Annotated in this window: 17 protein-coding genes, 1 tRNA gene and 1 riboswitch; all 18 genes read right to left on the bottom strand. The window is 54.8% G+C overall.

Going from position 1 to position 22,581, the window contains the following annotated elements:
- Position 1 precedes the first annotated feature (1 nt).
- The 18 genes from mrdA to MGLY_RS08940 all read right to left on the bottom strand — a co-directional run bounded on the left by mrdA (position 2) and on the right by MGLY_RS08940 (position 22,269).
- The gene (gene mrdA, locus MGLY_RS09025) at positions 2–2,080 is read right to left on the bottom strand and encodes a penicillin-binding protein 2 (protein ID WP_156273179.1); all 2,079 of its coding nucleotides are present in this window, start codon (positions 2,078–2,080) and stop codon (positions 2–4) included.
- Positions 2,047–2,550 (bottom strand): rod shape-determining protein MreD, encoded by a 504-nt coding sequence (mreD, locus tag MGLY_RS09020; protein WP_156273178.1) that lies wholly within the window; start codon positions 2,548–2,550, stop codon positions 2,047–2,049. The genes mrdA and mreD overlap by 34 nt, the downstream gene beginning before the upstream one ends.
- The gene (gene mreC, locus MGLY_RS09015) at positions 2,477–3,391 is read right to left on the bottom strand and encodes a rod shape-determining protein MreC (RefSeq protein WP_170290997.1); all 915 of its coding nucleotides are present in this window, start codon (positions 3,389–3,391) and stop codon (positions 2,477–2,479) included. The genes mreD and mreC overlap by 74 nt, the downstream gene beginning before the upstream one ends.
- Positions 3,392–3,406: 15 nt before the next feature.
- Positions 3,407–4,447, bottom strand: a complete 1,041-nt coding sequence (locus MGLY_RS09010; protein ID WP_156276327.1) for a rod shape-determining protein — start codon at positions 4,445–4,447, stop codon at positions 3,407–3,409.
- Positions 4,448–4,558: 111 nt separating this feature from the next.
- Positions 4,559–5,260: a RadC family protein gene (radC, locus tag MGLY_RS09005; protein WP_156273177.1), complete on the bottom strand. Its 702-nt coding sequence runs from the start codon at positions 5,258–5,260 to the stop codon at positions 4,559–4,561.
- Positions 5,257–5,844 carry a Maf family protein gene (locus MGLY_RS09000; RefSeq protein ID WP_156273175.1) on the bottom strand — a complete coding sequence of 196 codons (588 nt, stop codon included), beginning with the start codon at positions 5,842–5,844 and terminating at the stop codon, positions 5,257–5,259. The genes radC and MGLY_RS09000 overlap by 4 nt, the downstream gene beginning before the upstream one ends.
- Positions 5,845–5,866: 22 nt before the next feature.
- Complete coding sequence (locus MGLY_RS08995; protein WP_156273173.1) at positions 5,867–6,514, bottom strand: redox-sensing transcriptional repressor Rex; 648 nt, start codon at positions 6,512–6,514, stop codon at positions 5,867–5,869.
- A gap of 62 nt (positions 6,515–6,576) precedes the next feature.
- The gene (locus MGLY_RS08990; protein ID WP_156273171.1) at positions 6,577–7,899 is read right to left on the bottom strand and encodes a bifunctional folylpolyglutamate synthase/dihydrofolate synthase; all 1,323 of its coding nucleotides are present in this window, start codon (positions 7,897–7,899) and stop codon (positions 6,577–6,579) included.
- 11 nt (positions 7,900–7,910) lie between these two features.
- Positions 7,911–10,553 (bottom strand): valine--tRNA ligase, encoded by a 2,643-nt coding sequence (locus MGLY_RS08985; RefSeq protein ID WP_156273169.1) that lies wholly within the window; start codon positions 10,551–10,553, stop codon positions 7,911–7,913.
- 323 nt (positions 10,554–10,876) lie between these two features.
- Positions 10,877–12,307, bottom strand: coding sequence for an ISLre2 family transposase (locus MGLY_RS08980; protein WP_156272057.1), 1,431 nt, complete (start codon positions 12,305–12,307; stop codon positions 10,877–10,879).
- A gap of 102 nt (positions 12,308–12,409) precedes the next feature.
- Positions 12,410–14,722: an endopeptidase La gene (gene lon / locus MGLY_RS08975; protein WP_156273167.1), complete on the bottom strand. Its 2,313-nt coding sequence runs from the start codon at positions 14,720–14,722 to the stop codon at positions 12,410–12,412.
- Positions 14,723–14,820: 98 nt separating this feature from the next.
- Positions 14,821–16,539 carry an ATP-dependent protease LonB gene (gene lonB, locus MGLY_RS08970; RefSeq protein ID WP_156273165.1) on the bottom strand — a complete coding sequence of 573 codons (1,719 nt, stop codon included), beginning with the start codon at positions 16,537–16,539 and terminating at the stop codon, positions 14,821–14,823.
- A 100-nt stretch (positions 16,540–16,639) separates the two neighbouring features.
- On the bottom strand, positions 16,640–17,899 hold the full coding sequence (gene clpX, locus MGLY_RS08965) for an ATP-dependent Clp protease ATP-binding subunit ClpX (protein WP_054936280.1): 1,260 nt from the start codon (positions 17,897–17,899) through the stop codon (positions 16,640–16,642).
- Between the two features lie 23 nt (positions 17,900–17,922).
- A complete protein-coding gene (gene clpP, locus MGLY_RS08960) occupies positions 17,923–18,522 on the bottom strand; it encodes an ATP-dependent Clp endopeptidase proteolytic subunit ClpP (RefSeq protein ID WP_156273163.1) in 600 nt (199 codons plus the stop codon).
- A 65-nt stretch (positions 18,523–18,587) separates the two neighbouring features.
- A complete protein-coding gene (gene tig, locus MGLY_RS08955) occupies positions 18,588–19,940 on the bottom strand; it encodes a trigger factor (protein WP_156273161.1) in 1,353 nt (450 codons plus the stop codon).
- Positions 19,941–20,134: 194 nt separating this feature from the next.
- Positions 20,135–20,209, bottom strand: a tRNA-Gly gene (locus tag MGLY_RS08950).
- A gap of 273 nt (positions 20,210–20,482) precedes the next feature.
- Positions 20,483–21,913, bottom strand: a complete 1,431-nt coding sequence (locus MGLY_RS08945) for an ISLre2 family transposase (protein WP_156272057.1) — start codon at positions 21,911–21,913, stop codon at positions 20,483–20,485.
- A gap of 134 nt (positions 21,914–22,047) precedes the next feature.
- Positions 22,048–22,269 (bottom strand): hypothetical protein, encoded by a 222-nt coding sequence (locus tag MGLY_RS08940; RefSeq protein WP_156273159.1) that lies wholly within the window; start codon positions 22,267–22,269, stop codon positions 22,048–22,050.
- Positions 22,270–22,431: 162 nt separating this feature from the next.
- A riboswitch (cyclic di-GMP riboswitch) is annotated at positions 22,432–22,517 on the bottom strand.
- Between the last annotated feature and the right edge of the window lie 64 nt (positions 22,518–22,581).

The raw sequence follows: 22,581 nt of genomic DNA, 5'->3' as shown, positions 1-22,581 counted from the left end.
ATTATTCCACCGAAACGCCGTTAAAGGGCTTATTTAAGATCTCGGTAAGACCAAAATACTGGGCCAGGACTGCCCGGGCCACCACCCCGGCGGAATCGCCGCCGTGCCGGGCGTATTCGATTACCACCGCCAGGGCAATCTGGGGGTCATCATAAGGGGCAAAGGCGACAAAGGTACCATAGAAATCGCTATTTTTGTCATCACCGGCCAGGCCCGTCTGGGCGGTACCGGTTTTGGCTGCCACCTGGATGTTGGGTGGGAAATCCCGGAAAAGAAAGCCTGCTGTACCTTCGCTGGACCTGGTCACTTCCAGCATGGCTCGCCGCACCTCGGCCATGACCTCAGGCGAAACGGTCACTTTGCCGGCTACCTCGGGCTGGTACTGTTTTTTTAACGAACCGTCGGCACCAATGACCTTTGCCACCAGGTAAGGCCGCCAGCGGGTACCGCCGTTGGCCAGGGTGGCCACATAATTGGCCAGCTGGATAATGGTATAGTTATTGGCTCCCTGGCCCATGGAGGTCAGGAAGGTATCAAAGGGCTGCCAGGTAGTGTCAAAGTTATAATTAATCTGGTACTGGGCTTTAACCTGGTTGAGCTCCCTTTCCTTTTGTTTAAGGAGGTTATTCTTTTCCTCGGGACCGGCCCCGGCCAGGAGTCCAGCATATTTCTTTTCAATGGCAGCCTCCTGGTTCTGCAACCACCGGTTCCAAACAGGGGCAAAGACTTCCTTTTTCCACGCCGGCGATGGTAGAATACCCCTCGCTTCGCCCTGGAGACCGATGGCCCCGGTAGGTTCTCCCAGGCCAAACTGGCGCGCCACCTCGTCGATTTTCTCGATGCCGGTCATATCCCCCGCCCACTGGAAGTAGGTATTGCAGGAGACGGCCATGGCCCGGTATAAATTTACATTACCGTGGACGGCCCAGCAGTTAACGCCGCCCGGTTTCCAGTAACGGCCGGCATCATAAATGGTATCCGACGGTTTGACGGCTTGGGATTCCAGGGCCGCCAGGGCGGTTATGGGTTTAAAGATGGACCCTGGCGGGTAAGCCCCCTGGATGGCCCGGTTGAACAGGGGTTTCAGGCGCGGGTCATTATAATAGCCCTGCTTCTTAGCGTAATTGCCATTGACAAAGTCATTGGGATCCATATCCGGCTTGCTGGCCAGGGCAAGTATCGCCCCGCTCTTGACATCCAGGACCACTGCCGCCCCGCCGCCGGCTTTGGGGTTCCTTTCCTTGGTAGCCGCAATCACCTGGTCCATGGCCTTTTCCAGGGTCTGCTGGAGTTTCACGTCAATGGTAAGCTGGACGGTATCGCCCGGGGTGGGCGGCAAGGTTATCAGGTCCCGGACTTTACGGTTATAGGCGTCAACCTCCACCTGCTCGGCGCCCTTCTTGCCGCGCAGTCCCACTTCCCGGCCGCCCTCGTTACTGTATTCCATAAAGGCTTCGATACCGCTCTTGCCGATTTTATCGTTGAGGCCGTAATTTTCTTCTTTCCTGGCTTCCAGTTCCTGCTGGGTAATCTGGCCGACGTAACCCAGGAGGTGGCCGGCCAGGGGACCGTAGGGGTAATAACGCTGGGGCTCTTCACTAATATTTACCCCCGGCAGGTCCTGGCGGTGCTCCTCCAGCCTGGTGACCGTGGCTATTGCCCGGGGATCACTGGCCGGGAGCCTTTTGATCTCCGTTGGCTGGTAACGGAAAGGGTTGTTCTTGATTAAATCTTTAATAGCCGCCGGCGTCAGCTCCGGGTCCTCCAGTATGGTGGAGAGGTTATTAATGACGGCATCCAGGTCCTGGTTGGGCATACTGCGGAGGGTAATAACATACACCGGCTGGCTGGTGGCCAGGACCTGACCGCTTCTATCCAGGATATCACCCCGCCGGGCTTCAATGGGGTTAATGCGGATGCGGTTCTCGGCCGATTGCTTGCTGAATTCCTGGGCATTGACAATCTGGAGAAAAAACAGGCGGGAGGTTAAGAGGATAAAGATAAAAATAACGATTGCCAGGTAGCCATTGAGGCGCCTGGATAGTTTCAACTTCCAATTTTCCTTTTCCTGGCCGCCCATGCTGCACCCCCCTGATAAAAGCTATACCCCAGCAGGGCCAGGCAGCCGTTATAAAGAGCCGTGGGCAGCACAACGGCCAGCAGCCCGGCCAGCCAGGGATATTTAAATCCGGCAAGATGCCCCACTAACAAAAATAAGAATCCCTGACCAATGGTAGCCAGAAAAGCGAGGATACCTGGTCCCAGGAGGTTATCCTGATTCAACCAATCCTTACTTAAACCCACCAGGTACCCGCTAACCATCCTGGTCAGGGCATTGAGGCCCAGAAATTTAGCCAGGTATAAATCCTCCAGCAGCCCGTAGATAAAACCCAGGGCAGCTCCCCGGGGCGCCCCTTTGAGAAAGGCGAAAATTACCAGGATAACAGTTAACAGGTCGGCTTTAACTCCTGCCATCTTAAGGGCCGGCAGCAGGGTTGCCTCCAGGATAAGTCCTGCCAGCCCCAGGAGCACCAGCCCCAGGAACTGCATCTTCAATACCCCCCTTGATGCGGGTAATGACCAGGACTTCTTCCAGCCGGTCAAAGTCTACCGCCGGTTGGATAATGGCCCGTTTCATAAGCCCGTCGGCCTCGGGTAAAACTTTGACCACCGTTCCCAGGAGCAAACCCTTGGGAAAAATACCGCCCAGGCCGGAAGTGACGACTACCTGGTTTTCCATTACCGGGGCATCGCGGGCGATATGAATCATTTGCAGGTAGCCGCCGTAATCCGGGCTCCCCTCGACGATGCCCGGTGTCCGGTTAACCTGGACCATGCCGCCCAGGGCGCCTTCGCGGTCCAGGATCAGCAGGACTTCCGCCGTCCGGGGTGTGACGGCAATGATGCGGCCGACCACTCCCTGGGAGGTAACTACCACCTGATCTTTTTGCAATCCCGCCCTGGAACCCAGACCCAGGGTAAGGGTATGGTACCAGTTGGAAGGATTGCGGCCGATGACCGGGGCCACGGTAAACTCAAAGGCGTTGCGGTTTACTTCCGTAAATTTAAGGAGATTGCGCAGGCGGTTGTTTTCCTGGCGGTATTCTTCCAGCTGGATATTGGCCGCCTTTAAAGCAGCAATTTCTTGCTTCAAGGCCTGGTTCTCGGCCTGGAGGCGGCTGTAATCCCTGATTGCCGCCAGCCACGCCCCGGTTTTGTCTACTACCAGGGTAATACCCCTTTCGGCCGGGGCCAGGGCCTCCCGGAGGCCACCTTCTAAAATGCTTAAGTGCCCCCGTTCCCGGGCCGTCCAGCGCATGAGGGCATAGATACTTAAGGCAGCCAGCAGCAAGATGAGAGGGGTCATGAGCTTCCGCCGATGAGGGCCCAAAGCTCCTCCCTCCCTTTAACCTGATCGCTGCGCCGGTAAGAGCACCCGTTTCAGGACTTCAATATTTTCCAGGACCTTACCCGTACCTACAGCCACGGCCGTTAAGGGGTCTTCGGCCATATTCACAGGCATGCCCGTTTCCTGGCTCACCAGGCGGTCCAGGCCCCAGAGCAGGGAGCCGCCGCCGGCCAGGACGATGCCCCGGTCCATGAGGTCGGCCGCCAGCTCGGGAGGAGTCCTTTCCAGGCAGACCTTAATGGCCTCCAGGATGGCAGTCACCGGTTCCGCCAGGGCTTCCTGGACTTCAGTTGCCGCAATCTCAATGGTCTTGGGTAAGCCGGTGACCAGGTCCCGGCCGCGAACGGCATAGGTACGTTCTTTGCGGGCGCGGTCCTCTTCCGTATCACCAAAAAAGGCCGCCCCCAGCTCGATCTTGATCTCCTCCGCCGTCCGCTCGCCAATCATCAGGTTATAGGTACGTTTGATATACTGGGCAATGGCCTCATCCATTTCATCGCCGCCAATACGAATGGAGCGGCTGGTGACAATACCTCCCAGGGAGATAACGGCTACCTCGGTGGTACCGCCGCCAATATCAACAATCATATTGCCCGTCGGCTCGTAAACCGGCAACCCGGCACCGATGGCAGCCGCCATGGGTTCCTCAATCAGGTAAGCTTCCTTGGCGCCGGCCTGGAAGGCAGCTTCCCTCACGGCCCGTGCTTCCACGGCCGTAACGCCGGAAGGAACACCGACTACCACCCGCGGCCGGACTAAAAATCCCTTGGAAATGGACTTCTCAATAAAGTACCGCAGCATGCTCTGGGTAACATCAAAATCAGCAATGACCCCGTCCTTTAAAGGACGGATGGCGACAATATTACCAGGGGTCCGGCCAATCATCCGCTTGGCTTCTTCACCAACGGCCAGGACATGGCCTGTTCCCCGCTGGATAGCGACCACCGATGGTTCCCGCAGGACAATGCCCTTGTTGCGGACATGCACCAGGGTATTGGCCGTTCCCAGGTCAATCCCCAGATCCCGGGCGAAGATCATACCTTTAGCTCCTTCCTGCTTAACTCGCACCCATTATAGTACATGATCAAATTTAAGGGCAACAGGATATAAATGGTGTCGCGTTAGCGCATGATCTTATATAGCTATACATTATAATAAATTTCGTTCCTTAAAACTAATAAAGCGACCGTCGCCGATAATCAGGTGATCCAGCACCTCGATCCCCAGGATCTGGCCGGCTTCCACCAGGCGCCGGGTAACCTGGATGTCTTCCTGGCTGGGGGTAGGATCACCGCTGGGGTGATTATGGGCCAGGATAATAGCTGCCGCACTGCGCCGGATGGGATCTTTAAAGACCTCCCGGGGGTGAGCCGGGGAAGAATTAAGGCTCCCTACGGAGACATTATCGATCCCAATCACCTGGTTTTTGGTATTCAGGGAAACGGTACGGAAATTTTCCCGGTCCAGGTAGCGCATTTCGTCTATGAGCAGGCCGGCTACATCCCAGGGGTTCTTAATCACCGCCCGGGTAAGGGTAAAGGCGGCCAGGCGCCGGCCAAGTTCCAGGGCCGCTTTCAGCTCAGCTGCCTTGGCCAGGCCAATGCCTTTTTCTTTTTGCAGCTCTTCCAGGGAAGCACCGGCCAGGTACTGGAGTCCCTCGGGCCGGGAGAGCAGGCGCCGGGCCACGTCGATGGCCGTCTCGGTCCTGGTGCCCGTCCGGATGAGGATGGCCAGCAACTCGGCGTTGGACAGGGCCTGGGGCCCGGCGCTCAAAAGTCTTTCCCGGGGCCGTAAATCGGCCGGCATCTCTTTAATGGTCGTCCCCTTCTCTGCTCCTTGTCCCCCGTTCATACAGTTCCTCCCCACACATTCACGCCGAACTCCTCCAGGAGCTCCACTACTTTGACCAGGGGCAGGCCGACGACGTTAAAGTAATCACCCTTTATCCCCTCTACCAGCAGGGCGCCGCGTTCCTGGATGCCGTAAGCCCCGGCTTTATCCAGGGGTTCCCCTGTGGCTACGTAGGCGGAAATTACAGCCGGTGTCAGCCGGCGAAAAGTTACTTCCGTGCTGGCGTGGGTAAACTTTGCATCGCCGCCCGGGGCCCTGACTACCGCCACCCCGGTATAAACGGTATGGGTACGGCCGCTTAAAAAGGCCAGCATCGCCGCCGCCTCTGCCGGTGAGGCCGGTTTACCCAGAACCTGCCCCTGGCAGACGACAATGGTATCGGCACCGATGACCAGGCCCACTTTACATGTAGCAGACACGGCCCGGGCCTTGGCCAGGGCCAGGGCCTCTACCCTGGCCGCCGGCGGCAGGTCCCTGAAGTTACTTTCATCCACCTGGCTGGGGCGGACGTCGAAGTTTAAACCTATGCGTTGCAAAAGTTCACGCCGTCGCGGCGAGGCCGAAGCCAGAATTAATCTCTCCACCAGGAAATTCTTCCTTTATTTGTTACCTCACAACCTTCATACTCCGGCGGAAGGCCAGGTTAAAGGTGAGGAGTTCCAGGTTGACGGAAAGGTCAACATTGCGGAGTTCAATGTGCTCCGGTACATTGAGCACCCGGGGGGCAAAGTTTAATATCCCCTGGATGCCTGTCTCAACCAGCTGGTCAGCTACGTCCTGGGCATACTCCGCCGGCACGGCAATGATGGCGATCTGGGCCTTTTCCCGTTCGATAATTTCCTGCAGGCGCTCCATGGGGTAGATTTCAACGCCGTTCAAGCGGTAGCCTATTTTATGGGGAGCATTGTCAAAAATTCCTACCACTTTAAAACCGCGCTCGCGAAAGCCACCGTACATGGAGAGGGCCGTACCCAGGTTGCCGGCACCGATGATGACCACCGACCAGGTGGTGTTGAGGCCCAGGATCTTGATGATATGCCAGTAAAGATCTTTTACATTATACCCCACCCCACGGGTACCGAATTCGCCAAAATAGGCCAGGTCCTTGCGTACCTGGGCCGGGCTGACACCAACGCCGTCGGCTATTTCCCCTGAAGAGATGGTTGTCACTCCCCGCCGGTCGACCTGGGCCAGGTAGCGGGAATAAACTGAAAGCCGGGTAATGGTGGCCTCTGGAATTTTGAGGGTTTTCACCTGAATCTGCCCCCTTGATGGCTAAATATGGCCTTGCACAAGTTATATTTTAAAGATATTCGCTACCGGCAGGTAAAATCCTCTTTTTTGAGCTTCTCGAGCCATTCTCTGGCGTCTGCCACCATGTACAATGATCCTGTTACACAGATGAGGTCAGACGGCCCGGCAATATGCAAAGCGCGGTTCAGGGCTTCAGGGATACTTGCAATAACTTCTACCTGTTCTACATACCGGCGCACAAGGCCCGCCAGGGCCTGCCACTCCCCGGCGCGGGGATTATTGGGCCGGGTGACAATTACCGCTGCGGCCTTCGGGGCCAGCTCGGCCACTACCTTTTCGCGCTCTTTGTCGGCCAGCATCCCCAGGACCAGAATTAGCTGCCGGTAGGAGAATATTTCTTCCAGGGCCCGGCGGAGACTTCCAGCCCCGTCGACATTATGGGCGCCATCGATGACTACCATGGGCTCCCGGTGCATAATTTCCAGCCGCCCCGGCCAGGAGGCCTGCGCCAGGCCATGGCGGATATGGCCCGCCGTGACCCCAAGGCCATGATGGCGCACGGCCGCTTCGACCACCGTGACGGCTGTGGCGGCATTTTCCAGCTGGTGCCTGCCCAGCAGGGAGGTTTTAAGGCCTTCATAAGTTCCCAGCAGGCCCTGCAGGTCAAACTCACCCCCGGCCAGGGACACCCGCCGTTCCTGCCAGGTGACATCCCGGCCCACGCGGTAAAGGGTGGCTCCCTTCTCCCGGCAGGTGCGGCTGATTACTTCCAGGGCCTCGGGGCGATGGGCCGCAGTCACCACAATGCCGCCTTCCTTGATAATCCCGGCCTTGACCCTGGCTATTGCAGCTATATTGTTCCCCAGGTATTGCATGTGATCTATACCCACATTGGTAATGACACTTACCAGGGCCGAAGCAATAACATTGGTGGAATCAATGGCCCCCCCGAGGCCGACCTCCAGGACCGCCAGGTCAACACCCTCCTCGGCAAAATATTTCAGGGCCAGTGCCGTACTTACTTCAAATTCCGTAGGGTGCTCATAACCTGCGGCCACCATGGCCTCTAGCACCGGCTTAAACCATGTCAGGAGGGCTGCCAGGCGTTCTGCGGGGATACTCGCGCCGTTTATCCGCATCCGTTCGGTATAGGAATGCAGGTGGGGAGAAGTAAAAAGACCTACCCGGTAACCGGCCTGCTCCAGGATACTGGCAACCATGGCGGCTACCGAACCCTTGCCGTTGGTCCCGCCAATATGGATAAACCGCAACCGTTCCTGGGGCGAACCGCACCGGCGGGTGAGTTCTTTAATCCGCTCCAGGCCCAGATTATAGCCAAACTTTGTCAGCTGTCTTAGAAATTCCAGCGCTTCTCTATAGTCCACCTCTTCGCCCCCTAACCCTCGAGGAAGCTCAGGCGCTGGCTCAAAGCCGCTACCTTGCTCTTTAATTCCGCTGCCCTGGCTTCTTCCTTGGCCACAATGGCCGCCGGGGCCTTGGTGCGGAAGTCGATCCTGGCCAGTTTCTTTTCCACCTTTTCTAGCTCAGCCCGGGTATTTTGCAGTTCCCTCTCCAGGCGGGCCTGTTCCTTTTCCAGGTCAATGAGGCCGGCCAGGGGCAGGAAGACCTGTACGCCGCCGGTAACCGCCGTTGCCGCCCGGGCGGGTGGCTGGGGTAAAGCTGCCTTCACCTGCACCGGGCTGGCTGCCGCCAGCACCTCCAGGTAACCGGAGGCCTCCTGTAAAGTCTGCCGGTCTTCGCCTGATGCCGCTACCAGGATGACCCCGGCCGGCCGTCCCGGGGGTACATTCATTTCGCTGCGCAGGTTGCGGATGGCCCTGATGACGGCCATAAGTAATTCCATGGCCCTCTCCGCTTCCCGGTCATCCCGCTCCGGCAACGCCCGGGGCCAGGAGCTGATCATGATACTCTCCCTTTTCCCCGGTAAGTGCTGCCATATTTCTTCGGTAATAAAGGGCATATAGGGATGGAGGAGCTGGAGGCTTTGACCCAGGACTTCCACCAGAACTTCCTGGGCCACCTGCCGGGCTTTTTGCTCCTTGCCGTACAGGCGGGGTTTGATTAGTTCAATATACCAGTCGCAAAATTCCCCCCAGAAAAAGTCATATAGGAGCCGGGCCACCTCGCCGATTTCATAGGCCTCGAGGCCCTCCGTGACCTCGCGAATAAGCCGGTTTAAACGGCTTAAAATCCAGCGGTCGGGCAGGGCCAGATCTTTTGGCTCAAGGGGGACAGGTTTATAGTCCTCCAGGTTCAGGAGGGCAAAGCGGGCCGCATTCCAGATTTTATTGGTGAAATTGCGGGTGCCCTCCAGGCGTTCGGGGTGAAAACGCACGTCGTTCCCCGGCGTATTGCCGGTAACCAGCATAAAGCGCAGGCAGTCGGCCCCGTATTTTTCGATTACCTCCATGGGATCAACGCCGTTACCCAGGGATTTACTCATCTTCCGCCCTTGCGCATCCAGGACGAGGCCGTGGATAAGAACCTCGCGGAAGGGCACCTGGCCCATGAACTCCAGGCCCATGAAAAGCATCCTGGCCACCCAGAAAAAGATGATATCCCGGCCTGTTACCAGGACGGAAGTAGGATAGAAAGTTTTCAGTTCCGGGGTATCTTCCGGCCAGCCCAGGGTGGAAAAGGGCCAGAGGGCGGAACTGAACCATGTATCCAGGACATCGGGATCCTGTTCCAGGGCCGTACTGCCGCAGGCAGGACACTCCTCAGGATCTGCTACGGCGCAAATTTCTTCACCGCACTGCTGGCAGTACCAGACGGGAATGCGGTGGCCCCACCAGAGCTGGCGGGAAATGCACCAGTCACGGATATTCTCCAGCCAGTTCAGGTATATTTTCGTGAAGCGCTCCGGGATAAAGCGAACCTTACCCTCTTTTGCCGCCTGGATGGCCGGCGCGGCCAGGGGAGCCATGCGCACGAACCACTGGGGTGAAACCAGGGGCTCCACCACGGTGCCGCAGCGATAACAGTGCCCCACGGCATGGGTGTACTCTTCCACCTTAACCAGGAAGCCCCTGTTTTTCAGGTCCTCAACTATTCTCTGGCGGCAGGCGTAACGTTCCATGCCCGCGTAGGGACCGGCCTCTGCCGTCATCATCGCCTCCTTGCCGATAACGGTAATGGCGGGGAGGTTATGCCGGGCCGCCACTTCAAAGTCATTGGGATCATGGGCCGGGGTAATTTTGACGGCGCCGGTGCCAAAGGAAGGATCGACGTAGTTATCGGCGATGAGGGGGATTTCCCGGTTAACCAGGGGGAGAACCAGGGTTTTCCCGATCAACCCCTGGTAACGCTCGTCCCCGGGGTTCACGGCTACGGCCGTATCGCCCAGCATAGTTTCCGGCCGGGTGGTGGCCACGGTAATACCGCCGCTGCCGTCTTTAAAGGGATAGCGGATATACCAGAGACGGCCGGCTTCCTCTTCATGCTCCACCTCGATATCGGAAATGGTGGTGTGGCAGCGGGGGCACCAGTTGATAATATATCTGCCGCGGTAAATAAGGCCCTTCTCGTAGAGGCGGACAAAGACCTCGCGCACGGCCCGGGAACAGCCCTCATCCATGGTAAAGCGCTCCCGGCTCCAGTCGCAGGAGGTGCCCAGGAGGCGCAGTTGCCTGGTAATGCGGTTGCCATACTCGTGCTTCCAGGCCCAGACGCGCTCCAGGAACTTCTCCCGGCCCAGGTCATATTTACTCAAGCCCTCTTTGGCCAGCTCTTCTTCCACCCGGGCCTGGGTGGCTATGCCGGCATGGTCGGTACCCGGCACCCAGAGGGTAGCATCCCCCCGCATGCGGTGCCAGCGGGTGAGGATGTCCTGGAGGGTATTGTCCAGGGCGTGGCCCAGGTGCAGGCTGCCGGTAACGTTGGGCGGGGGCATAACTATGCTGAAGGGTTGCTGGCCTGCTGCCGGCAGGGGACCGCGGAAATAGCCTTCTTCAGTCCAGTACTGGTACCATTTTTCTTCTACGGCTTTGGGATCGTAGACCTTGTCTAACGCAGCCAAAACGCTTGCCTCCTTACCTACAAAAAACCCCCATCCGCCCGGACGGACGAGGGGAGATAAGCCATAACGGCACTCTCTACCGTACTATCTTACCGATTTCTGGCTCTTACTGTCAAGTATTGTCTGTTATTCGTACGTGTCAAGATGTAGTAGGCAAAAAGAGACCTCACATAAAAATCCCATATATATCCAACACCTTTTCCGGCTCCGGAGTATTGTGCAGTAATTCTCTGCGCCTGTCAAGGTTAAAGCCTGCGGCCGCCTACGGCGACCTTGACAGGCTTCGCGAATTACTGCCTGCTCTAATTAAGCCGGAAAAGGGGTTAGAATATAGCTCCACTAATTCTTGTTAGTTGCCTCAAGGTATATTTAACCCAATCTGTTCCCGCCTCAGGGCCAACAAGGGCTGGTACTCTCTTCCTTAACCATGCTTCTACGTCTTCTTTAACTATCTTCTTTTCTTTTATTACTTTAACGGGATTCTTTTCTACTTGTGGCATCTTCTTTTCTAGCCATGCGGCTAATTCTCCATTGGCTTTGAGCATAAGTAATGCTACCATGGCCGTTGCTCCTGCTTCGCTCCAGCTCATTCCCCTCTTTTTCATGCGAATGGCTATTTTTTTGTCTACTGTTGTTTCGGCTACGCCCATCCCGTATAACTTTAGCCCTTCCAGTTGTCGTGGTAACCGCAAGCGGTAATCTAACAGGTTATCGCGATATCTTTGACAGTAGTCATATACTTTTTGGCGTTGTTGCTTGTTTTTGCGGTTCGGTGCTTCTTCTATGAGTGCTTCCATGGTGTCCAAAAAGACCTGCTCTTGACCTTTGGCTAAAATCTCCATTAATCCTCGCGCTGTTTCGTTCCCATAAGCCTGCCTTATATCCCGGTGGAGGTGGTAGCGGTCCAATTGTACAATGGCTCCTGGTAACTGTTCTTTGGCTGTCTTCTGGATCCAGCTGGCTCCGTCGCCATTGACCACATATATTGTTTTTTCGTCTATCTCGTAGTACCTGGCTATTTCCGTGGTGAGGGCTTCCCAAAATTGTTCTCCATCTTCATAGATGCCCATTACTACCCGCGGGTTCTTGAGATGCCGGGCATTCCCTTTTTCTATCCACCCTTCGTATACTATTCCTACTTTTACTTCTATCCGCTCTTGCTTGCTCCTTTGCAGGGGAATCATTATGCCATCGGCTTCGATAAATAGTGCCGGTACTTTTTTCTTTTTGCCTTGGGGCTCTTCCCCGCTCACGAATAGCTTGTTGCGCAGGGCTTCTTGCAGTCCTTTTTGTTCCAGTCCATTTCGTTTTACTTCGCTATGGATGGTCATATGGCTTAATTGGCCCATCCCTGCTTCGGCCATTATTTCCGCTGCCTGCCTGAAGGGTAACCGGGTTGCCAGCGATACGGCTAATTTGAGCAGTCTTCCTGTCAGGCGCTTTCCTTGGCGTAAGTTCAGGGCTTCGTCTAACAGAAACCTTCCCTCGCCTCTTTTCTTTTTGCGCGTCGCTTTGACATATAGTCGGCGCTTAAAGGTTATATCCCCGTACAGGCAGGTGATTGTGCGGTAGCGGAAGCCAGCTATCCTATATCTCTTGGGTTTTGCTGGCATAAGGGCATCATCCAGGGCTTCCAGTACGGCTACCAATAATCGCCTGGCTATTTGCAGGATAACTTCTTCTAGAGTGTTGAAATTCTCGATACCATCTAATAAACTAAAGATGGTAGCGGTACTGGTATTACCGTTTACCATAAAGAGACCTCACTCCTTTTACGGTGTTTTTCTTCTTGTGAGGTCTCTTTTCTCTTTTTTGCTCCTTTTTCCTCCTGCCTACTGTAATTTTACACTAACCTGTTATTCTTCTTTCCTAAGCAGGGATTCTCTCAAGACTTCATCCATATGCTCCACCAGGATGAAGTTGAGCTTGCGCCGGATATTGGCCGGGATGTCCTCCAGGTTTTTTTCATTCTCCCGGGGGAGAATAATGTTTTTGACACCGGCCCGGTGGGCCGCCAGGACCTTTTCTTTTATACCGCCTACCGGCAGCACCCGGCCACGCAGGGTTATCTCGCCCGTCATGGCCAGGTCACCCTTCACCGGCACCCCCATAAGAGCCGAGGCCATGGCCGTGGCCATGGTAATCCCCGCCGAAGGCCCGTCTTTGGGGATGGCCCCCTCGGGTACGTGAATGTGCAGGTCATGCTTTTCATGGAAGTCTGCTTCCAGCCCTAAGGCGTCGGCCCGGGAACGGATATAGCTGAAGCCGGCGTAGGCGGATTCTTTCATGACATCACCGAGTTTCCCCGTGAGGGTAAGGTTACCCTTACCCTTCATGACGGAAACTTCTACATTGAGCACCTCGCCGCCCACTTCCGTCCAGGCCAGACCGTTGGCCACCCCTACCATTTCATTCTGGAAGGCTTCCGTGTGCCGGTAACGGGGTATACCCAGGTATTCTTCCACATTGCCAGCGGTTATTCTAACTGCTTTAGTTTTACCGCTGACAATATCCCGCGCCGTCTTGCGGCAAATGGTGGCAAGCTGCCGCTCCAGGTTGCGCACCCCGGCTTCGCGGGTGTATTCCCTTACAATCCGGCGCAGGGCGTTTTCCGATATTTCCAGCTGGTCCTTTTTCAGGCCATGTTCCTTGATTTGTTTGGGCAATAAGTGCAAAGCAGCGATTTTCACCTTTTCCTCTTCGGTATAACCCGGGATGCGGATAACCTCCATCCGGTCGAGCAGCGGGCGCGGGATGGAGTATTCGACGTTGGCCGTGGTAATAAACATGACCCTGGAGAGATCAAAGGGAGCTTCAATATAGTGATCGCTGAACATATGGTTCTGTTCCGGGTCCAGAACCTCCAGCAGGGCCGAAGCCGGGTCACCGCGAAAGTCGCTGCTCAGTTTATCAATTTCATCCAGTAAAAAGACCGGGTTCCTGGTACCTGCCTGCTTCATGCCCTGGATTATCCGCCCCGGCAGGGCGCCCACATAGGTGCGCCGGTGGCCCCGGATCTCGGCCTCGTCCCGCACACCGCCCAGGGAAATGCGTATAAACTTGCGTTGCAGGGCCCGGGCAATGGATTTAGCCAGGGAGGTCTTGCCCACCCCCGGCGGCCCGACAAAGCAGATAATGGGGCCTTTCATTTTCTTAGCCAGCTGGCGGATGGCCAGGTATTCCAGGATGCGGTCCTTGACTTCCTTTAAGCCATAGTGATCCTCATCAAGGATGCGCTCGGCCACCTTTACATCCAGGCGGTCCCGGGTTTGTTTGCTCCACGGCAGGGCCAAAAGCCAATCCAGGTAGTTACGAACAACCGTTGTCTCCGCCACCATGGGCGGCATTTTTTCCAGGCGTTCGACTTCCTTTAAAGCCCGCTCCCGCACGTCTTTGGGCAGCCTGGCTGCTTCAATTTTCTGCCGCAGTTCCTCGGCCTCGGCTGCCCTTTCATCTTTTTCCCCCAGCTCTTTCTGGATGGCTTTCATCTGCTCGCGCAGGTAGTACTCCTTCTGGGTCTTTTCCATCTGCTTGCGGACGCGCAAGTTGATCTTGCGTTCCAGTTCCAGGATTTCCTTTTCCCGGGCCAGGATTTCGCACAGGAGATTCAGGCGTTCTTTAATGTCTACTGCTTCCAGGACGGCCTGTTTATCCGTCAGTTTAAGGTTAAGGTGGGAAGCCACCACATCGGCCAGCCGTCCCGGTTCCTCCAGGCTAACGACGGCCACCACCGTCTCCGGGGGGATTCTTTTGGACATCTTGACATAGGTTTCAAATTCATCGATCAGGCAGCGCATGAGGGCTTCAATTTCGCTGGAAGTTGCGGTAGGCTCCGGGGCTTCCTCAACTTCAACTTTAAGGAAGGGATCATGGCTCAAATATTCCCTGATCTTTCCCCGCCGGATGCCCTCAACCAGGATGCGAATGGTGCCACCGGGTAATTTTAATAATTGCTTTATCTCAGCTATGGTCCCGGTAGTATAAATATCTTCTTCCCCGGGATCGTCATCCTGGGCCTCCTTTTGCATGGCCAGGAAAATAACCCGGTCCCTTAGCATGGCCTCCTCAATGGCACTGACCGAACGCTCCCGCCCGACATCCAGGTGAATTACCGTGTAAGGAAAAACAATAACCCCTCGCAGGGGCAACAGGGGAAGGATCCGACGCAAACTTTACACCTCCAGGGTGCTCCCTCGTATATACTTTTATCTCTCCAGGTAATTATTCGAGTATATTCTACGGCATTATTCGTCTTATGGCAATAGCTTTAGCAGCTTAACGGGCGGGAGGGCAAAGGTGAAGCGCTTAAAAGCTGGGGCCGGGTTTTGAAACTTTCATGGCCGCTAACCTTGGCCCGCGGCATTAAGGCCTCTTCCAGGACCTCGTTGACCGCCTGCACAGGCACTACCTGGATATCCGGCAAAGAGCGGTATATTTCCTGCCAGTTATCTTTAGGAATGAGCACTTTTTTCGCCCCGGCCAGGCGGGCCGCTTCTACCTTGGCCACCACGCCGCCCACCGGCCGGACGGCACCCCGGATGGAAACTTCCCCCGTCATGGCTACCAGGTTGTTAACCGGGATGTCCGTAAAGGCGGAATAAACGGCCGTTAACATGCTGATACCGGCGGAAGGCCCATCTACCGGTACTCCCCCGGGAAAATTAAGGTGAATATCGTAGTCCCGCACATCTACCTGCAAGAGCCTGCGTAAGACAGTCAGGACATTATCCACCGCATTGCGGGCCATGCTCCGGCGCCGCACCCGGCGGCCGTCGCTACTTCCGCTTTCTTCTTCCTCGATGACGCCCGTAACGGTAACCTGGCCGCGGCGGTGGCCGGCAAAATTAACGCTGGCTTCCAGCTCAACTAAAAGGCCCATATTGGGACCGGAGACGGCCAGGGCGTTAACCACGCCCACCTGGGGCTCAACTGGAACCCGGCCGTCCTGGCGCGGCGTATACTGGCAGCTGGTTACCACCCATTCCACATCCTCGCGGGTAATCTCCTGGCGCTTTTCCGTAATGGCCAGGCCGGCTGCCAGCTGCACCATGTTAACGGCTTCGCGGCCGTTGGTGGCATACTGCTTGATTACTTCCACAGCGGCCGGGGCAATGCTTAAGTTTATCTTCCTGGCCGCATTGCGGACGATGGTGCCGATCTCTTCCGCCAGCAGGGGGCGGAAAAAAACTTCCAGGCAGCGCGAGCGGATGGCGGCCGGTATTTCCTGGGGCAAGCGGGTCGTCGCTCCTACCAGGCGAAAATCAGCCGGCAGGCCGTTGCGAAAGATATCATGGATATGGCTGGGGATATTGCTGTCTTCCGAACTGTAGTAAGCACTTTCCAGGATCACTTTCCGGTCTTCCAGGACCTTGAGCAGCTTGTTAATCTGGATGGGGTGCAGTTCGCCAATTTCATCAATAAACAGGATACCCCCGTGGGCGCGGGTGACGGCCCCGGGTTTGGGCTGGGGAATGCCGGCCATGCCCAGGGGACCGGCGCCCTGGTAGATGGGGTCATGCACGGAACCAATCAGGGGATCGGCAATACCCCGTTCATCAAAACGCGAGGTAGCCCCATCCACTTCGACAAACCGGGCCGTCTCTTTAAAGGGGGAGAGGGGGTTTTTCTTGGCTTCTTCCAGGACCAGGCGGGCGGCTGCCGTCTTGCCTACCCCCGGCGGCCCGTAGATAATAACGTGCTGGGGGTTGGGACCACAGAGGGCGGCCCGGAGCGCTTTCAGGCCCTCCTCCTGGCCAATTATCTCCTCAAAAGTAGTGGGCCGGGTCTTTTCCGCCAGGGGTTCCGACAGGGATATTTCCCGCATCCGTTGGAGTTTCTCCAGTTCTTTACGGGATTCCTTCTCGACAGCCACCCGGTTGCCCTGCTGGTTGCGCAAAAGGTTCCAGAAATAAAGGCCGATGATCACGGCAAAAAATATCTGGATAAAGCTTAAGAATCCTCCCAGGCCCTGACCCCATTCATACATTGGTCTTTACTCCTTTCCGGATATCTCTATCACCTAAAGTTTATCCGGAAAGGAAGATTTTATCCAAAAAGGCGGTGGCTTGCCCGCCACCGCCTTGCCTTCAGGCTGTTTCTTCTTTTTTCTTCTTCCTTTCTACCGTCAACAGCAGGGGTTCTTCTTTACGCAGGACCACGTCTTTTGTGACGATACACTTGCTGATGTTGCTGCGGGAAGGTATTTCATACATTACGTCCAGCATTATCTCTTCCAGGATCGCCCTTAAGCCCCGGGCACCGGTTTCCCGTTTCAGGGCCTCCTTAGCAATGGTCCGCAGGGCGTCTTCCTTGAATTCCAGGGTGACCCCGTCAATCTCAAATAGCTTCTGGTACTGCTTCACCAGGGCGTTGCGTGGTTCTGTCAGCACCCGTACCAGGGCATCTTCGTCCAGGGCATCCAGGGTGACGATAACCGGCAGGCGGCCGACAAACTCGGGGATCAAACCGTACTTCAACAGGTCGACCGGCTGGACCTGCTTTAAGATATCGCCCACCTGGATATCCTTTTTACCGCGGATTTCCGCACCAAAGCCCATGGTCTTCTGGGAGATGCGGTTTTTGATAATTTTATCCAGGCCGTCGAAGGCACCGCCACAGATGAAGAGAATATTGGTGGTATCCAGCTGGATGAACTCCTGGTGGGGGTGCTTGCGCCCTCCCTGGGGAGGTACGCTGGCAATGGTCCCTTCCAGGATCTTGAGAAGGGCCTGCTGGACACCTTCGCCCGACACGTCCCGGGTAATGGACGGGTTTTCCGACTTGCGGGCGATTTTATCTATTTCATCGATATAGACGATGCCCTTTTCCGCCTTCTCCACATCGTAGTCGGCCGCCTGGATGAGCTTTAACAGGATGTTCTCCACATCCTCGCCCACATAGCCGGCTTCCGTGAGGGAAGTGGCGTCGGCAATGGCAAAAGGTACATTCAGGATCCTGGCCAGGGTCTGGGCCAGGAGCGTTTTACCGCTACCGGTGGGCCCGAGCATGATGATGTTGCTCTTCTGGAGTTCGACGTCATCCATCTTCATGCCCAGGTTGATGCGCTTGTAGTGGTTGTAAACGGCTACGGACAGGGCTTTTTTGGCCTTATCCTGGCCGATGACGTACTGGTCGAGGATTTCCCGGATCTCTTTGGGTTTGGGCAACTCGCCCATTTCCAGGTTCAGGTCCTCGCTTAACTCTTCCTCGATTATCTCATTGCATAGCTCAATGCACTCGTCGCAAATATAGACACCAGGGCCCGCGACCAGCTTTTTGACCTGGTCCTGAAGTTTACCACAGAAGGAGCACTTCAGCTGGCCCTTATCGTCGGTGTATTTATACATGATGTTAGTTCACCTCGCTGTCCCTATTTACCGGGCAACTCGCGCTTGGTGATCACCTCATCGATTAAACCGTACTCTTTCGCTTCCTGGGCGGTCATGAAATGATCGCGGTCGGTGTCCTTAGCAATCTGTTCCACCGGTTTGCCGGTAATATCGCTTAAAATACGGTTTAATGTATCCCGGATGGCCAGGATCCGCCTGGCATGGATCTCGATATCCACGGCCTGCCCCTGGGTACCACCCATGGGCTGGTGAATCATGATTTCACTGTGGGGCAGGGCAAAGCGCTTGCCTTTAGCGCCGGCAGCCAGGAGAAAAGCGCCCATGCTGGCTGCCAGGCCGACGCAAATGGTGGAAACATCGGGCCGGATATACTGCATGGTATCAAAGATAGCCATCCCGGCCGGGATGGAACCACCCGGGCTGTTGATATACAGGTGGATATCTTTATCGGGATCTTCTGCCTCCAGGAATAGCATCTGGGCAATCACCAGGTTGGCTACATGATCGTCAATGGCGCTTCCCAGGAAGATAATCCGGTCTTTCAATAAGCGGGAATAAATGTCGTAGGCCCGCTCACCCCTGTTGGTCTGCTCTACTACTATTGGTACCAGGATTGACATTCCTTACCCCACCTCCGTGGTAAAAATTCCTTCCACAACCTCTTCACCTTGATAGTCTACTTTCCCTAGCCTTCAGTTGCAGCAGTTTCTCCTGTCTCCCTGCTTTCTCCTGTCTCCCCGTCCCCGCCTTCCCGGGGTGGTACGGCCACACTGTGTTCTACCAGAAAGTCTATGGTCTTTTTAATCATTATATCGTATTTTAACACAGACAGGTAGTCAAGATTCTGTCGCAATTCGGCCGGATCCTGGCGGGTAAGCCTGGCCATCTTTTCAATTTCATCCCGGAGTTCTTCTTCGGTAGCCTCGATATTTTCCACCCTGGCGATAGCTTCCAGCACCAGCTCGGTCTTAACGTCCTTTTCCGCCTCCGGCCGGAAGTCCTGCTCCAGCTCATCCATATTCTTTCCCGTAGCATTCAAGAATTCTTCCAGGGTTATCTTCCTTAGTTGCAGGTTGCGTTCCAGTTCCCTGATGCGGGTTTCGATCCGCCGTTTAACCATGACTTCCGGTAAATCCACCGTGGCTGCCGCCACGGCCTTGGCCACTACGGCCCGCCTTACGGCAGCTTCGATCTCCTGCCGCCGCTTTTCTTCCAGCCGTCGGTGGATATCCTGGCGCAACTCGGCCAGGGTTTCACACTCGCTGACATCTTTAGCGAATTCATCGTCCAGGGGGGCCAGCTCTTTCCGTTTAATGCCCCGGAGGGTTACCTGGAAAATAGCCTCTTTGCCCGCCAGGCCTTTCTGATAGTAGTCGGCAGGGAAGGTAACTTTAACGGTGCGCTCCTCATTCACCCTGGCACCCACCAGCTGCTCTTCAAAGCCGGGTACAAAGGTGCCCGAGCCCAGTTCCAGCGGGTAATTATTGCCTTCTAAACCCGGAAAAGGCTCACCATCTACCGTGCCTTTAAAATCAATGCTGACAATATCCCCCGCTGCTGCCGGTTCGTCTTCGATGACTTTAATGGTTGCATTGCGTTCCTGCAAGTTTTTCAGGTAGGCGTCGATATCCTCTTCGGTAACTCTTACTTCCGGCCGTTCCACTTCGAGGTCCTTGTAGGTGCCCAGGTGGACTTCCGGCTTGACTTCTACTCTGGCCTTGAAGATTAGAGGCTCGCCTTCCTCCACCTTGACTATTTCCACTTCCGGTCGATCGATGGGTTCCAGCTTGTGTTCGGCCACCGCTTCTTCATAGGCCGGTGGAATAACTATTTCCGCCGCCTCATTATAGATGGGCTCCTTGCCGATATACCGTTCCAGGATGAAACGCGGCGCCCTGCCTTTCCTGAAACCCGGGATATTTACCTGCTTGACCAGGCGGCGGTAAGCTTGATCCAGGGCTTTCTGCACCCGGGGGGCTTCCACTTCAACTTCCAGAAGTACCTGGTGCTTATCTAACTTCTCGACGGTTGCCTTCATTACTTACTTGCTCCTCCCTGCTCCCGACTACTGGACGCCATTCATTATGACCATCCATTTAGCTTAAAATACTATCAGGCTTTTATTTCGCCGCTTTGCCTGCCTTTTCCTGCCGCCCTTATTAAAAAATAAGCCAGGAGAATAACACCTCGGACAGGTAAATACCCCATCCGAGGTTGCCCGGGCCAAAAATATGGAGCGGAAGACGGGATTTGAACCCGCAACCCTCGCCTTGGCAAGGCGATGCTCTACCGCTGAGCTACTTCCGCCCGTTATTCAGGCACTACCACGCTTTCCGTAGCGATATCTTAGCAGATAGCCCCGCTTCTGTCAAGTTTTCTGCCGGCCGGCGTACGTGTCAAGATGTAGTAGGCAAAAAGAGACCTCACATAAAAATCCCATATATATCCAACACCTTTTCCGGCTCCGGAGTATTGTGCAGTAATTCTCTGCGCCTGTCAAGGTTAAAGCCTGCGGCCGCCTACGGCGACCTTGACAGGCTTCGCGAATTACTGCCTGCTCTAATTAAGCCGGAAAAGGGGTTAGAATATAGCTCCACTAATTCTTGTTAGTTGCCTCAAGGTATATTTAACCCAATCTGTTCCCGCCTCAGGGCCAACAAGGGCTGGTACTCTCTTCCTTAACCATGCTTCTACGTCTTCTTTAACTATCTTCTTTTCTTTTATTACTTTAACGGGATTCTTTTCTACTTGTGGCATCTTCTTTTCTAGCCATGCGGCTAATTCTCCATTGGCTTTGAGCATAAGTAATGCTACCATGGCCGTTGCTCCTGCTTCGCTCCAGCTCATTCCCCTCTTTTTCATGCGAATGGCTATTTTTTTGTCTACTGTTGTTTCGGCTACGCCCATCCCGTATAACTTTAGCCCTTCCAGTTGTCGTGGTAACCGCAAGCGGTAATCTAACAGGTTATCGCGATATCTTTGACAGTAGTCATATACTTTTTGGCGTTGTTGCTTGTTTTTGCGGTTCGGTGCTTCTTCTATGAGTGCTTCCATGGTGTCCAAAAAGACCTGCTCTTGACCTTTGGCTAAAATCTCCATTAATCCTCGCGCTGTTTCGTTCCCATAAGCCTGCCTTATATCCCGGTGGAGGTGGTAGCGGTCCAATTGTACAATGGCTCCTGGTAACTGTTCTTTGGCTGTCTTCTGGATCCAGCTGGCTCCGTCGCCATTGACCACATATATTGTTTTTTCGTCTATCTCGTAGTACCTGGCTATTTCCGTGGTGAGGGCTTCCCAAAATTGTTCTCCATCTTCATAGATGCCCATTACTACCCGCGGGTTCTTGAGATGCCGGGCATTCCCTTTTTCTATCCACCCTTCGTATACTATTCCTACTTTTACTTCTATCCGCTCTTGCTTGCTCCTTTGCAGGGGAATCATTATGCCATCGGCTTCGATAAATAGTGCCGGTACTTTTTTCTTTTTGCCTTGGGGCTCTTCCCCGCTCACGAATAGCTTGTTGCGCAGGGCTTCTTGCAGTCCTTTTTGTTCCAGTCCATTTCGTTTTACTTCGCTATGGATGGTCATATGGCTTAATTGGCCCATCCCTGCTTCGGCCATTATTTCCGCTGCCTGCCTGAAGGGTAACCGGGTTGCCAGCGATACGGCTAATTTGAGCAGTCTTCCTGTCAGGCGCTTTCCTTGGCGTAAGTTCAGGGCTTCGTCTAACAGAAACCTTCCCTCGCCTCTTTTCTTTTTGCGCGTCGCTTTGACATATAGTCGGCGCTTAAAGGTTATATCCCCGTACAGGCAGGTGATTGTGCGGTAGCGGAAGCCAGCTATCCTATATCTCTTGGGTTTTGCTGGCATAAGGGCATCATCCAGGGCTTCCAGTACGGCTACCAATAATCGCCTGGCTATTTGCAGGATAACTTCTTCTAGAGTGTTGAAATTCTCGATACCATCTAATAAACTAAAGATGGTAGCGGTACTGGTATTACCGTTTACCATAAAGAGACCTCACTCCTTTTACGGTGTTTTTCTTCTTGTGAGGTCTCTTTTCTCTTTTTTGCTCCTTTTTCCTCCTGCCTACTGTAATTTTACACTAACGCCGGCCGGATGTCACCGGACTGTGACAATTTAACTCACCGGTCAGGTTGAAAAATCTCCCCATCAACCGCGGTAATCAGGCCTCTGCGCTCGTCTTCAATCTTTTGTAAAAGATTGTGAACCAGGATGTTAACCTGGCCTTCGATTAGCCTCAAGAGATAGTTTTTATAGGTTGCTGGCAAAGTCTTGTGGCGCAGGTAATCGTCCAGGAGGGCTTCCAGTACTTCCTGGTTAACGAGTTTATCCCGGCAGGTCATCAGACAATAAACCTCTGGTTTTATTCATTAAACCCTATACCCCTTCCTGGCATTCACGTGCGCGTAGCGCCGTCAATAGAAAACTCCCAAAAAAATAAAGGACAGCCTTTCACGCCAAAGGCCGCCCCCGTCTTGACGCTGGAACATATGGCAGCAAAAAATACCGGCAGCCTGGCGATCTTAGCCTTCAGGCCTTAGACCCATGGCTTTGCGCCCCCCCCTTTCGGCGGGGTTTGCCTTTAGCGGTAACCTTTTACGCTATTCGACATCTATGCCTTTCCCGAGTTCGACAGTTGCTAGGTGAATAATAAG

It is taken from the genome of Moorella glycerini (assembly GCF_009735625.1).
Classification (GTDB): domain Bacteria; phylum Bacillota; class DSM-521; order Neomoorellales; family Neomoorellaceae; genus Neomoorella; species Neomoorella glycerini.
Note: the sequence above shows the minus strand (reverse complement) of the source record. Positions and strands in the feature narration are given on the sequence as shown.